This is a genomic window from Mycobacterium sp., assembly GCF_035570115.1.
Taxonomy (GTDB): Bacteria; Actinomycetota; Actinomycetes; order Mycobacteriales; family Mycobacteriaceae; genus Mycobacterium.
Genome location: NZ_DATMLH010000025.1, coordinates 61,353 through 74,344 on the forward strand (window position 1 = coordinate 61,353; position 12,992 = coordinate 74,344).

The window sequence follows — 12,992 nt, forward strand, 5'->3', positions numbered from 1 at the left end:
GAGGTAGTGCATGTCGGCACTGACTGGTATCAGGATCGTCGAACTGGCCGAATCGGTTGCCGGAGAATACTGCGGGAAACTGCTCGCGGACTTCGGCGCCGAGGTGGTCAAAATCGAACGTCCGGATTGCGGCAGCCCGACTCGGTCGATGGCGCCGATCATCGGTGACGACGGCGGGCCCGAACGCAGCGCACTTTTCGCATATCTGAACACCAACAAGCGTTCGGTCGTGCTCGACGTGGCCTCGGCCAGCGGGATCGACACGCTGCACAGGATCATCGGCACGGCCGATGCGATCGTCGACGATCACGCACCCTCGTGGGTTGAAGCGGCTGGCGTGTCAGCGAACGATGTTGCGCGTCGGTACCCCGCCTTGGTGTTCTGCTCGATCACCCCATACGGCGGTGGCGCCCCGCCCGAGTTCCAGAACGCCAAGAGTATCAACGTGTTCAACAGCAGCGGATGGGGTTACCACACGCCCAGCCATGCCGATCCCACCAAACCGCCGCTGAAGGGACCGGGCCGTTTCCTCGCCGACTACGAGGCCGGGCTCGACGCGGCGCTGTGCGTCGTCGCATCGCTGTTCCGGCATCTGCACAGTGGGAAAGGCGAATACATCGACGTGTCGCAGCAGGCGGTGCTGGCGTCGCGCGCCGACTGCGTGCTGGGCAGGTTCATCACCGGGGAGGTCGCGGCCGAAAACACCCGCGAGGACTACGATCAGCAAGGCCCGGCCTCATTTTTTGCGTGCGCAGATGGGTTCGTCTATCTCTACATGACCAGCCGCAATCACTGGATGGGCCTCAAAAAGCTGATGGGCCAACCGGAATGGCTCGACGAATTCGATGACGACTGGCTGGAGTTCTCGGTCACGCCAGAGAAAGTGGTGACACTTCAGAACGGGTTCGCCAAGTGGGTCGCCGGCCTGCGCAAAGATGCGGCAGCCGACCAGGCGCAGCGATTGGGAGTCCCCCTGGTGCCCGTCAAAAGCGCTGCCGACCTGAAGAACTCGCCTCAGTACCGTCATCGCGGCTTTTTCCAGCACATCACCCATCCGGTGTTGGGCAGCGCGGCCTATCCGACCGTTCCCTACCTGATGAGCGCATCACCAGCGGGCGTCACGCGCGCGGCGCCCACCCTGGGCCAGCACACCGCCGAGATCGCGGACAGCATCGAGACGCCGCGTTCGGGACCGACGGTGAAGTCGGCACAACTCAAGCCGCCGAAGGCGTCACGGGGCGGCCCACTACAAGGAGTGCGGGTCGTCGAGCTCACCAAAGTGTGGGCCGGCCCGTACGCCGGCAAGCTCCTTGCGTTCCTGGGCGCCGAAGTGATCAAGGTCGAAAGCTCCAGCAATCCCGACGAGATGCGTGCCTACGGCGGGACCGACATCAACCACGCGCCCTACTTTCTGAGCATCAATCCCGAAGTCCTCAGCGTGGAATTGGATCTGAAGTCAGCAGCGGACGTGGACTGCCTTCGCGACCTGATCGCCCACAGCGACATCGTCGTCAACAATCTTCGTCCCGGGGCGATGGAGCGACTGGGGCTCAGCTATCAGCAGCTCAAGTCCATCAAGGGCGACATCATCTCGGTGTCAATCAAGATGTGGGGCAACAACGGACCGTTGGGCTATCAGACCGGTTACGCGCCATGTTTCGCCGCCTTGGCCGGACTCGCTTCTCTGGTGGGCTATCGAGGTGGACCCCCGCTCGGAACCAGCATGCGCTACGGCGATTCCACCGTCGGCGCGGCCGCGGCGCTCGCCGCGGTAACCGCGTTGCTTCATCGAGACCTCAGCGGAGAAGGCCAATTCGTCGACGTGTCGGCGGTGGAAACGCTATCGTCGATGATCGGCGATTGCCTGCTCGAACAGGACCTCACCGGCACGCACGCCTCCCCTGAAGGCAACCGCGATCCAGATATGGCCCCGCACAACTGCTATCCCTGTTCGGGCGGGGACTGGATCAGCGTTGCCGTGGCCGACGACAGGCAGTGGCGCGCACTGTGCGACGTCCTCGGCGCCACCACGCTCGCCGACGACGCGCGCTACGCCGCCATGCCGGAGCGACTCCAGCACACCGATACGCTCGACACGGACCTAGCCCGGTTCACCAAGAGCCGCGACGCCGCGCAGCTGGCGCAGCGGCTCAGGTTGGCTGGTGTGCCGTCGAGCAAAAGCGCGACATCCCTCGACGTGATCAGCGATCAGCTGCTCTGGGAACGCGAGCTTTATCGCTTCGTCAGCGATCATCGCGAAGGGCAACGGCCGATACTGGCAGCGCCGTGGCGAATGTCGGCTGCTCCGACCGAGATTGCGCGCGGCGCTCCCGTCCTCGGCGAGCACAACGACTATGTTCTGCAGGAAATCTTGCGCACCCATGCGAGGGAGGGGACATGACCGAAAGGCTCGCCGGCACAGTTGCGTTGATAACGGGTGCCAGCAGCGGCATCGGCGCCGCTACGGCGAAAGCACTGGCAGCCGAGGGCGCTGCGGTCGCCCTGCTGGCCCGCCGCGTTGATCGACTCGACGAGCTCAAAGCCGATATCGAATCGTCGGGCGGCACCGCGCTGGCGGTTCCCGCCGACGTCACCAACGCCGAACAGGTAGCCGCGGCGGTGCAGCGGGTGGTTGGCGAGCTGGGGCGGCTCGACACCGTGGTGAACAACGCCGGGCTGATGCGGATGGCGTCCGCAGCCGAAGCGCCACTGCAGGATTGGGATGACCTGGTGCGGGTCAACGTGCAAGGTGTCTTATACGTCACGCGGGCCGCGGTCCCCCACCTGATCGACGCGGCCGCGGACTCACCACGCGGCGTCGCCGATCTGGTCACGATCAGTTCCACCGCCGGCTGGGTCGCCCGACCCGGCACCGCCGTCTATTCGCTGACGAAATTCGGCGTGAACGCGTTCAGTGAGGGCATCCGCCAGGAGCTGCTGGGCAAGCGAGTGCGGGTCGGCGTCGTGGGGCCGGGCACCGTTGACACCGAGATCAGCAGCCACCTGTCCCCCGAATCGCGCAAAGCGTTCGATCGTCAGACCGCCGACATGGTCAAGTTGGCGCCCGAAGACATCGCCGACGCGGTGCTCTATATCGTCACCCGCGACCGCAGAGTGGCCGTCAACCACATGTTGGTCCGCGCCGCCGAACAGACCTGGTGATCGACGCACACGATCGCTGGGTCACCGGTGATCACTTTGGAGCCTCTGGGAGACAGAACATTTCGGTGATCTTTTTGATGCGGTGCTCGCGTGAAACTGCTGACTACTGCCACGACGGGCTGGCAGTCAGCACCTCGGGCCCGTTGTCGGTGATGAGGACCGTGTCGCGGTGAAGCACTGCGCCGACGCCTTCCTGCCACACGTAGCCGGTCAGCGCCAACACCATCCCCGGATCCAGATGCTCGCCTTCGGCGGTGGCGGGAAGCTGCCGGGAAATCACCGGCGGATCGAAGCCCAACCCCAGCCCGTGCGCGACGGCCATCGGCGGTAGCGCCTCGCCGGCCAGCTCGTACGCCGCGAGCAGATCACTGGCTGGTGCGCCGGGACGACAGGCAGCAATCAGCCTGTCCCACAGCTCATGCGAGCGCCGATAAAGCTTGTGAGTCGGCCCGTTGTCGGCGTCGCCGGCCGGCCAGGTCCGGCCCACCTCCGCGACATACCCGTCGGCCAGAGCTCCGGCAGAAAACGCGACCAGGTCGCCGGAGGCCACCTGGCCATCGCCGGTTGCGCGCCGCCACGGGTGTTCTCGAGACGTCACCCATGCGGCGTCCTGGGTGGCCGGCGTGCTCACCCCGCCCGCGGCCATCGCCTCCAGCACCGCGCCAGCCAACGTCTGCTCCGAAAGCCCGGGCCGCAACTCCGCGACCGCTGCGGCAATCCCGGCTTCGGCGACCCGCAGCGCGGTGTTCATCGCCGCCACTTCGTCGGGCGACTTGATCCGCCGCGCTGTCCGCATCACCACTTCGCCGTCGACGAGTTGGGCATTCGGAAACGCCATCGGCAGCAACGTGGCGAAAGTCGGTGAAATGGCATCGGTTCCGACCCGCCGGGCCGTCGGTGCGCCATCGATATTCTTCAACACCTCGATGAGCGTCATCGGATTCCAAGCCAGACCGTAGAGCCGGTCGCGGCCGATCTCTTCGGGGATCCCTTCGTCAGCGGTGCTCATGAGGTAGATCTCGCCGGTAGCGCGCACGACCACGCAGACCGGGCCGAACGGCCGCGTCCCGCCGATCCACAATTGCGGCGCACCGCTGACGTAACGAACATTGGCCTGTCGTCCCAGCACCAGGATGTCGATGTCGTGGGCGTCCATCTGCGCCAGCGCCCGTTGGCGGCGACCCATCCGTAATGCCCGGCCGTCGGGCGAAATCTCAGTGGCCATCGGCGCTACTCTCCCCCGCAAGCGGGAGGTGCCCCCACCGCATCGCTTCGTCCCCCTCGCCGCTCCGCGGCTGGGGATGCCCCCACTGCATCGTCGTCAGCGCGGGCCATAGGGCGTATACGGGTAGTCGGTAATCGGCAAGAAGCCGTCCTCGGTGATCACCACGATCTCCTCACTGCGGTAGCCGCCGGTGCCGTCCTCCCACACCACCGGCTCCAGCACCAGCACCATGCCTGGCGGAAACACGAAGTTGTCGTCGTACTCCTCGCCCAAGTCCGTTCCGATCATGGGTGGTTCGGCGGGGTAGGTGCCGATGCCGTGACCGAGGTAGAAGTGCGGCAGCCACGGCTTGCTGCCGCCGTTGGCGGCGATCGCCGCGCGCGCCAGATCACCCGACGTCGCACCGGCTTTGGTCACTTTCAGCACCGCGTCGAGAATATGGCGCCACTGGTCGAACTGCGCCTGCTGGCGCGCTGACGGCTGGTCGCCGACCAGCCAGGTTCGACCGAAATCCGAACAGTACCCCGCGTAGCTGATGCTGACGTCAGTCCACAGCACGTCACCTTCGGCGAGTTCGCGTTCCGCGGTGAGCAGCGGCAGCGCGAGATCGCCGTGCGTCGTCCACACCCCCTCGGCACGCGACGGCGGCATCACCTGCCAGATCGCCTCGAGCATGTTGGCCGTCGCGCCCAGTTCGAATGCCCTGCGCACCAACTTGGCTGACAGATCGGTTTGCCGTACGCCGGGTACCAGCTGCTTTTGCACGTCGGACATGGCTTGCTCGGTGATGCGAGTGGTCTTTTGCAGGCAGGAAAGCTGGTCCTGCGTCTTGACCAGATTGGCGGCTCCCACGACCACCGCCGCATCCGCGGGCGGCCCGCCGGGGAAAAGTCGATCCGCGGCGCGGCGGATTGCCCCGGTCATCTCATCGACCGCGACGGTCGCGCGCGGCGGTATCAGATCAGCGATCACCCTCGCGAAATGCTCGACGCCCTCGTCTAATTCGAGATACAGCGGACCGTGCAGATGATCGGGCGGCACTTGCGATTCCGACGCGGCCCCCTCGCGGAACGGTAGGAACAGATGGGGGTGCTCATCGGTGGCCAGCACGATCGCCACCGGCCGCTCCACGTGTGACAGACCGGCGTCCAGCACCGGCCAACTCGCACCCGTGGCGTACACCACGTTGTCGTTCATCAGCAGGATCAGCGCGTCGACGCCGTGATCGGCCATCGCCGATCGAAGCCGCGCGCCGGTTTCGCGACGCATTCGCGCCCAGTCAGGCTGCTCGGAGATCACGAACGTTTGCGCACTGGGAGTAGTCGTCATTCACACACCCAGAAATTTCTTGATGTTTTCGCTCACAATGCAGTTCACCATGTGACGGGTAGTTCGTATAGCCCGTAGGCCAGGGCATCGTGTTTGAACGGCAACCGCTGCAGTGGGACCGCCAACCGTAGCGTCGGCATGCGGCGCAGCAGGGTGTGCAACACGATCTGCAACTCCATCCGGGCCAGCTGCTGCCCGACGCATTGGTGCCGGCCGTAGCCGAAGCCGACATGCGGGTTGTCCTCGCGTTGCAGGTCCAGCCGATCCGGGTTGGGGTAGCGACGAGCGTCCCAGTTCGCCGGCGGGACGTCGAGGATGATGCCCTCTCCGGCGCGGATCACCTCGCCCGCCAGCTCGATGTCTTCGACGGCGACCCGGCGTTGACCCGTCTGAATGATGCTCAGGTAGCGCATCAACTCTTCGACAGCGGTGGCGATCACCTTCGGATCGTCGGTGTCGCGCAACAGCGCAAACTGCTCGGGATGCTCCAGCAGCGCCACGATTGCCAGGCTGATCATGTTGGCGGTGGTCTCGTGTCCGGCGATCAGCACGCCGGTGGCCAGCTGGGCTGCTTCGCGGACGCTGAGCTCTTCGGCATTTACCCGCTCGGCAAGGTCGCCTACCAAATCTTCAGTCGGGTCTTCCATTTTGGCGCGAACCAGTTTGGCGATGTATCTCGCCAGCGCTGTGGCGCCTTCGGCCGACTCCTCGGCGGTGGCGAATCGGCCCATCCCTTTGTGGGCCTGCTCTTGAAAGAACTCCGCGTCCGAATACGGCACGCCCAGCAACTGACTGATCACCAACGACGGGACCGGTAGCGACAACGTCTCAACCAGGTCCGCCGGCTGAGGACCGGCCAATATCGCGTCGATGTGGTCGTCGGTGATCTTCTGGACGGCCGGCCGCAGACCTTCGACCCGCTTGAAGGTGAACGGCTTGGACAACATGCGACGAAACCGGGTGTGCTCCTCAGCATCTGAAGTGAACACCGAACGCGGTCGCTTGTCCACCGTCGCCAACATGCCTTCGTTCCAGTGCGGATAGCCGGGCTTGCGATCGTCGACACTGGCGCGGGAATCGGTGAACAGCGCACGTATCGCTTCGTAGCCGGTGATCAACCACGGAGTGCTGCCGTCCCAAATCCGCACGCGGCTAAGCGGTTTGACGGCGTTGAGTTGCAACGCCACAGGCGCGGGAGCCAACGGGCAACCCGCCGCCCGGGCCATCGGATAGTCCGGTACCTCCGCTTCGGCCTCGCTCATCGTTTCGGTCGACATGTCAGCCATAGCACTCCTTCCGGTCAGTGAGATAGCGGGGCCACCATGCGGTGAACGGGCGCCCGCCATAAGCCGACGATCGCGTCGATCAATCCTTCGGCCGCGATCGGCCAGCTGGACCGTGACCGCGGCCCGTGTTCGGCGAGCTCTCCTTCATGTTCGGCGCAGGTGTGCATCAGCAGGTTGCGAGCCATCACCATCCGTTCGAAGCGGACTCGCTTCGGCAGGTCGGGCAGGCAGCGGTTGATGCCGTCGATCGCCCAAACGAGCATGGGTGATCCGAGCGCATCCTTGGTCACCACCTGCCGATAGGTGGGATCGGCCATCGCCTGAGCGGCGAAGCGGGCGTACCAGCTCGGGTTGCCCAGAGCCGCCAGGTGATCCGCGAGCGGGTGTACCAGTGTGCCGACCCAGTCCCGGAGCTCGGTCGAGTTGCCGATGCCGGCCAGCATCTGCGCCCGCAATTCCTCGATTGGCACCCGGTGTTTGCTTTCGATGGCGCGCAGCAAATCGGTCCTGGTGCCGAAGTGGTAACAGGCCGCGGCATTGTTGCCTTGCCCCGCCGCTTCACTGATTTGCCGATTGGACACGGCGTACATGCCGCGCTCGGCGAACAACCGCTCAGCTGCTGACAAGATCGCTTCTCGGGTACCCGTCGACCGATCGTTGCGCAGGACTCTGGCTGCGGTCACCGCCTCAGTGAACACCCGCGCCGAGGTTAAATCAAGCAGTTTATTTAACTGCGTGACGCAGGGCGGGCGCTCCGCTGACCGGCCCGGCAACCGTGCCGCCGCGGACCGGAAGGACGATCTCGGTACCGGGCCGACGGTCGCAAACGGGCGTATGCCGAATGCACAAAGGCGCCTCGCATGGTGACAATTTCGGCGCATTCAATTTTTATGACGACACGAAACCACATTTACGCGCACTTATTCTTGGCCAGCGCGATTCACCGATCCGAGGACTGTGCGCCCGCACCGAGGCAACCGAGCCGCCGTCAGGCCGCTCTCCCGGCACGCACTGCGGGACGCAGCCAAAGACCCGAGCACGACTTGGCCGCCCGCTAAATGGACTGACATTCTGCACATTCCCGGCCGCCCACGTCGGGTAGCGTCACCCAATTACCGCCCGACAGGGTGAATTGCCGGTCTAGAGGCCTGTCATATCGTTAACCTCGGCGCAGCGGCTTCGTTGGCGTATATACTTTCGCTTCTCGACTGCTGCGCCCACCATCGATACCGGCTTAGACAAACGCTCAATATTCCAGACCCGAAACCGACGCCGCATCCCGAGCCACGCATGACATCGGAGGAGACCTTGGCGCGCAACTTGGTCACCATCGTCGCCACTCGGTTGATGGACACGACTGCCTCCACCGTCGCCGACGTGAACGAGCAGGTGCTCGCCGAGCTCGTCCAGCATCTCGATATCGACGCTGCGTTTTTGCGCCATAACGACCACAAAATCAGGGTTTCCAGGTTGGTCGCGGCGTGGCCACCGCGACGTGACGAGGCAGGCCCGGACCCACAAACGGTCGCACACTTCAGCAGCGCCGACCCCATCTTGGCGCTGTGCGAGCACGGGAAGAACTTGGTCGTGATCCGGCCGGAGCCGACCGAGCCCGCTTACGCACGCTGGGTTGCCGGCGCCTACGACCGCTGGGGCCTCGATGCCTCCAAGATCACCTCGCCCTCGGCGGCCGCGGCACCACTGATCTCGGGGGGAGTCACGACCGGCCAGCTCACCTGCATGAAATTTCGTCGCAAAAAGTGGCGGGCCGACGAACTCAACACGATCCAGACCATCGCGTCGCTACTTGCGCAACTTCAGGCACGGATCACAGCCGAAGAGAAGCTTCGCGACCTCGCCGAGCACGACGATCTGACCGGTCTGCACAATCGCCGCGCGCTGATCGCCCATCTTTCCGAGAGGCTCGCAGTGGGGCGGCCCGGTCCGGTCCCGGTGCTGTATCTCGACCTCGACCGGCTGAAGTCGATCAACGACTACCTCGGCCACAGCGCCGGCGACTGGTTCATCCGGACATTCGGTGAACAGCTGCGGATAAAAGCCGGCCCGGGCAGCATGACGGCTCGGCTGGGCGGAGACGAATTCGTCGTCGTTCCCGATCGGCCGATGTCGATCGAAGCCGCGGAGAAGACGGCCGACGAGCTGTGCGTGGCGCTGCGCGACCGAATGGCACTGGGTGGCCACATGATCACCCGCACCGTCAGCGTTGGCGTGGCGGTGGGCATGCCGGGACGCGACAACAGCAGCGACCTGCTCCATCGCGCCGACGAGGCCGTGCTGACAGCCAAGCGCGCCGGCGGCAACCACGTTGCTGTCTCCAGCGATGACATGTCCCTGCAGCGTCTCTTCCGCAACGACATCGAACTCCACCTCAGCGGCGAAATCGACAGCGAAGCCTTGACGCTGCATTATCTGCCGGAGGTCGACCTGTGGACCGGTGCGATCGTGGCGACCGAGGCGCTCGTTCGTTGGCGGCACCCGACTTGGGGCTTGCTACTACCGGAGTCTTTCATCGGCGTGGCCGAATCGGCCAACCTCGGCGGGGAATTGGGCCGATGGGTGATGCGAAGTGCGTGTGCGGATTTCAGCCGCTGGCGTTCACGAGGCGTGGGCCATAACACCACATTGCGCCTCAACGTGTCGCCGGCCCAACTGGTCACTCGAGGTTTCGTCAGCAGCGTGGCCGAAACGATCGATGAGTTCGGCATCGACGGCGGCTCGGTGTGCCTGGAGATCACCGAGCGCGCAGTGGTTCGCGACATCGAAACCACCCGCCGAACGCTCGAGGAACTGAAAGAGGTCGGAGTCCAGATTGCCATCGACGACTTCGGCACGGGCTATGCCGTTCTGTCGCATCTGAAGTCGCTACCGGTCGACACCCTCAAAATCGACACGTCGTTCGTTCGCGACCTGGGCACCAGCAGCCGCGATCTGGCGATAGTCCGGGCGATCATCGGGCTGGCTGAAGCATTCGGCCTGCAGTTGGTGGCCGAAGGCGTAGAAACCCCGGCCGCCGCACTGACTTTGATGCGACATGGGTGCCATCGAGCACAGGGCTACCTGTTGTCGCGCCCTCTGCCCGGCAATGCAATGGAGTCGCTGCTGTCCTCGCGCTGGATGCCCATGCCCTTCCTGGCTGACAGCCAGGCCCTGACTCCAAGCACGATATAACACGCAAAGATGGCTCATAGCTGCAGGATTCAACGATGAACGACCTGATCGACAAGCGACCGGACACGACGCGAGATCAGATCTTGCGAGCCGCCGCACACCAGTTCGCTCAACGCCCGTACTACGCCGTCGGCCTCGACGACATTCTCGCTGAAGCCCAATTGACCAAGGGCGCAATGTATTTCCATTTCCGGTCGAAGCACGCACTGGCGTTGGCCATCGTCGACGTGCAGACCGAGACATACGGCGAGGCGATCCAAAACCTGCTCGCCCGAAAGTTATCCGGGCTGGAAACGCTTATCGACTTCTGCTACCTGATCGCTGTTGCGGACATCACCCAAGATGTCACTCGAGCGTCATTCAATCTGCTCGAATCGGTCGGTCGGACCGAGAAGCTGCAAGAGCGGCTGCTGGGGGGCTGGATCGAACTGCTGGGAGAGATCACCGAGCGAGGCATCGTCGAGGGCGACATCGTCGAGCAAGGTGATCCGGAAGACGTCGGACGACTCTTGGTATCGATCTACGTGGGGATGCGGCAGGCCAGCAATCTGGACGAGCCGGTGCAGTTGCTCGGTGACTTCGGGAAGGCACTGTCGACGGTTCTGCGCGGCATCGTGCAACCGGACCGGAGCGACTACTTCACCCAATTCGCCAAGCGGCGTACAGCTCTCGCGATCAAGGCCGTCGACCCACCGGAAAGCTCGAAATCCGGCGGCTAGCGTTCGTCAAGCCACAACTGCTCGGTCAAATCCTGGAATGTGGCGAGCGCAATCTCGTCATCGGCACGTATCAGCGCCGACCTGCTCATCAGTGCGCGCACGCTTGAGCCGTCCTGGTGTGCCAACTCGACGACCATGTTCGCCAATGCCTGGACGACCGAGACGGGCGATTCGGTGCTGGGCGCGAGGTGGAAGATCTCATCGAACTTCAGCGACAAGATTTCCTCGGCAGCCCGGCCGACCATCTCTGAAAAGGCCGTATTTGCGAACAGCACAGTGCCGTCATGAGCGATCGCGAGCACGGGGACCGGGATCCGCTCCAGCACAACCACCGCCGGCAACTGCTTGAGAATCGTCATCGGTGATTGGCCCGGCTGGCGGCCGTTACGTCTGCGCTCCACCGCCTGATTATGGTTCATGCGATGCATCCGTAAGTGCGCTTGTTCTTAATAGCCACAAACTGTGAGATTTCTATGAAGTCAATGCTCAACCCCTGTTAGCCAGAGCTGCTATTCAGACGCCGGCGCGATGATGCGGGCTGCCGCCTTGACGGCAGATGCGCGCCGCGACGCGACGACCCCGGGGTCGTCGGCCTCGGGTTGAGGATCAGGGAATTGCGCCCAAGCCAGGCCGATCCCGAACAGCAATATCAGTAGGTCCAGCGGAGCCCACGACTTGTCGACGTAGCCCGCTGCTTGGGCCGCTTCGATCGTCGCGAGGGCATGTGCCGGTGGCGCCTGGTCGTCGAATTCCGGCGGTTCGATTGTCAGCCCCTCGAGCCGGGCCCAGGTGAGCATCCGAAGGTGTTCAGGGTGGCTGCGGGCCAAGTCGTAGACCTCGCCGACAAACTCAGCGACGGCGTCGTGCCGCATGCGGACCGCGGCGAAGTATCCCCTACCATCGGCGGCGACGACGTCGCGAAACAGCGTCTCCTTGTCGCCGAAATGCGCATACAGTCGCTCCTTGCTTGCCCGCGCGGTGGCGGCGATCCGGTCGATGCGAGACCCCGCCAATCCGTGTTGAGCGAACTCGGCGCGGGCGGCAGCAAAAATCTCGTCGCGCAACTCCGCCTTCGATCTCACAGAAGCAGCATAGCCGAACGAACTAGTTCGTCTGGTACGGTGGTCGGAGTGTCGTCAGCGACCGGGAAGGGAGAGACCGAGTGAGGCTGGGGCCGCCGGAAGGCAAGAAGACTGTTACCGCCGAGGAGTTGGCGGCGATCATGGATCAGCCTCGCCGAGTCCGGGCGTTGAGCCAGGTGCTGGGCAACATCGGCGACGGACTCAATCCCGTGATCGACCTGTATCGACCGTACGTCGACGGGTTGGCGAGATTACCGCGCGACGGACGGTTCCTTTTGGTGGGTAACCACACTCAGTCCGGCGCGGAGGTTTTTCTTGTCTCCTATTACCTGCGGCGCGAATTGGGGGTTCGGGTACGCCCTTTGGCGGAACGGAGTATGGGCCAGGCGCGCGGCTTCGCCAAGGACTTGATAGCCGCTTACGGCGGCGTGGTCGGTCACCCCGACACGGCGCGAGAACTGATGCGCCACAACGAAACCGTGCTGGTATTTCCGGGCGGGGGACGGGAGATCGGCAAGTTCAAAGGTGAGGAGTACCGACTGCGTTGGGATGGCCGCAGCGGCTTCGCTCGGGTGGCCATCGAGAGCAACTATCCGATTGTTCCCGTTGCGCTGGTCGGCGGGGACGATGTGTATCAGAGCCTCTTCGCCCGAGACAGCACCTGGGGTCGGTTGAGCCAATCCATCGGCGAGAGAGTTTCCGGGCGCGGCGATATGACAATGCCGCTCGTACGCGGCATCGGTCCGACGCTGATTCCCCGCCCGCAGCGGATGTACCTGGCCTTCGGGGAACCGATCAGCACCGCTCAGCCTGCCGGCAAGAGCGCCGCAACCTGGTTGGAAACGGTTCGACACGCCACCAGGCAGTCGCTGGAACAGAGTCTCGCCAACCTGCAGGTGGTGCGCGCCAAGGATCCGTTCCGCAGGCTCAATCCATTGGCCTGGCCGCATGCCGTTGAGCCGACGGCGCTGGAACCCGCTGCGCCGGAACATGGTTGACA

At 64.2% G+C, this 12,992-nt stretch carries 11 protein-coding genes; 5 read left to right on the forward strand and 6 right to left on the reverse strand.

Annotated elements, in window-relative coordinates; translation table 11 throughout:
- Positions 1-10: 10 nt before the first annotated feature.
- Both VNW74_RS01955 and VNW74_RS01960 read left to right on the forward strand, forming a co-directional pair.
- Entirely contained in the window at positions 11-2,401 is a 2,391-nt protein-coding gene (locus tag VNW74_RS01955; protein ID WP_325674917.1) for a CoA transferase, read from the forward strand.
- The gene (locus VNW74_RS01960; protein ID WP_325674918.1) at positions 2,398-3,162 is read left to right on the forward strand and encodes an SDR family NAD(P)-dependent oxidoreductase; all 765 of its coding nucleotides are present in this window, start codon (positions 2,398-2,400) and stop codon (positions 3,160-3,162) included. Before VNW74_RS01955 ends, VNW74_RS01960 begins: the two co-directional genes overlap by 4 nt.
- A gap of 103 nt (positions 3,163-3,265) precedes the next feature.
- Here VNW74_RS01960 and VNW74_RS01965 read toward each other — a convergent pair whose 3' ends face one another.
- The 4 genes from VNW74_RS01965 to VNW74_RS01980 all read right to left on the reverse strand — a co-directional run bounded on the left by VNW74_RS01965 (position 3,266) and on the right by VNW74_RS01980 (position 7,700).
- Positions 3,266-4,387 (reverse strand): M24 family metallopeptidase, encoded by a 1,122-nt coding sequence (locus tag VNW74_RS01965; RefSeq protein WP_325674919.1) that lies wholly within the window; start codon positions 4,385-4,387, stop codon positions 3,266-3,268.
- Positions 4,388-4,483: 96 nt separating this feature from the next.
- Positions 4,484-5,716: a M24 family metallopeptidase gene (locus VNW74_RS01970; RefSeq protein WP_325674920.1), complete on the reverse strand. Its 1,233-nt coding sequence runs from the start codon at positions 5,714-5,716 to the stop codon at positions 4,484-4,486.
- Positions 5,717-5,760: 44 nt separating this feature from the next.
- Positions 5,761-7,002 (reverse strand): cytochrome P450, encoded by a 1,242-nt coding sequence (locus VNW74_RS01975; protein ID WP_325674921.1) that lies wholly within the window; start codon positions 7,000-7,002, stop codon positions 5,761-5,763.
- Positions 7,003-7,016: 14 nt separating this feature from the next.
- Positions 7,017-7,700, reverse strand: a complete 684-nt coding sequence (locus VNW74_RS01980; protein ID WP_325674922.1) for a TetR family transcriptional regulator — start codon at positions 7,698-7,700, stop codon at positions 7,017-7,019.
- A gap of 592 nt (positions 7,701-8,292) precedes the next feature.
- Between VNW74_RS01980 and VNW74_RS01985 the strand changes: the two genes are divergently transcribed.
- Positions 8,293-10,191, forward strand: a complete 1,899-nt coding sequence (locus tag VNW74_RS01985) for a putative bifunctional diguanylate cyclase/phosphodiesterase (RefSeq protein ID WP_414686576.1) — start codon at positions 8,293-8,295, stop codon at positions 10,189-10,191.
- A 35-nt stretch (positions 10,192-10,226) separates the two neighbouring features.
- Positions 10,227-10,910, forward strand: a complete 684-nt coding sequence (locus VNW74_RS01990) for a TetR/AcrR family transcriptional regulator (protein WP_325674923.1) — start codon at positions 10,227-10,229, stop codon at positions 10,908-10,910.
- Here VNW74_RS01990 and VNW74_RS01995 read toward each other — a convergent pair.
- Both VNW74_RS01995 and VNW74_RS02000 read right to left on the reverse strand, forming a co-directional pair.
- On the reverse strand, positions 10,907-11,269 hold the full coding sequence (locus VNW74_RS01995; protein ID WP_325674935.1) for a PAS domain-containing protein: 363 nt from the start codon (positions 11,267-11,269) through the stop codon (positions 10,907-10,909). The two genes, VNW74_RS01990 and VNW74_RS01995, sit on opposite strands and share 4 nt — an antisense overlap.
- Positions 11,270-11,419: 150 nt before the next feature.
- Entirely contained in the window at positions 11,420-11,992 is a 573-nt protein-coding gene (locus tag VNW74_RS02000) for a TetR family transcriptional regulator (RefSeq protein WP_325674924.1), read from the reverse strand.
- Between the two features lie 140 nt (positions 11,993-12,132).
- Between VNW74_RS02000 and VNW74_RS02005 the strand changes: the two genes are divergently transcribed.
- The gene (locus VNW74_RS02005) at positions 12,133-12,990 is read left to right on the forward strand and encodes a lysophospholipid acyltransferase family protein (protein ID WP_325674936.1); all 858 of its coding nucleotides are present in this window, start codon (positions 12,133-12,135) and stop codon (positions 12,988-12,990) included.
- The last annotated feature ends 2 nt before the right edge of the window (positions 12,991-12,992 follow it).

Excerpts from the sequence above, each read along its gene's own strand:
- VNW74_RS01955 (WP_325674917.1), top strand. The coding sequence starts at position 11 with ATGTCGGCACTGACTGGTATCAGGATCGTCGAACTGGCCGAATCGGTT.
- VNW74_RS01960 (WP_325674918.1), top strand. The coding sequence starts at position 2,398 with ATGACCGAAAGGCTCGCCGGCACAGTTGCGTTGATAACGGGTGCCAGC.
- VNW74_RS01965 (WP_325674919.1), bottom strand. The coding sequence starts at position 4,387 with ATGGCCACTGAGATTTCGCCCGACGGCCGGGCATTACGGATGGGTCGC.
- VNW74_RS01970 (WP_325674920.1), bottom strand. The coding sequence starts at position 5,716 with ATGACGACTACTCCCAGTGCGCAAACGTTCGTGATCTCCGAGCAGCCT.
- VNW74_RS01975 (WP_325674921.1), bottom strand. The coding sequence starts at position 7,002 with ATGGCTGACATGTCGACCGAAACGATGAGCGAGGCCGAAGCGGAGGTA.
- VNW74_RS01985 (WP_414686576.1), top strand. The coding sequence starts at position 8,293 with ATGACATCGGAGGAGACCTTGGCGCGCAACTTGGTCACCATCGTCGCC.
- VNW74_RS01990 (WP_325674923.1), top strand. The coding sequence starts at position 10,227 with ATGAACGACCTGATCGACAAGCGACCGGACACGACGCGAGATCAGATC.
- VNW74_RS01995 (WP_325674935.1), bottom strand. The coding sequence starts at position 11,269 with ATGACGATTCTCAAGCAGTTGCCGGCGGTGGTTGTGCTGGAGCGGATC.
- VNW74_RS02005 (WP_325674936.1), top strand. The coding sequence starts at position 12,133 with ATGGATCAGCCTCGCCGAGTCCGGGCGTTGAGCCAGGTGCTGGGCAAC.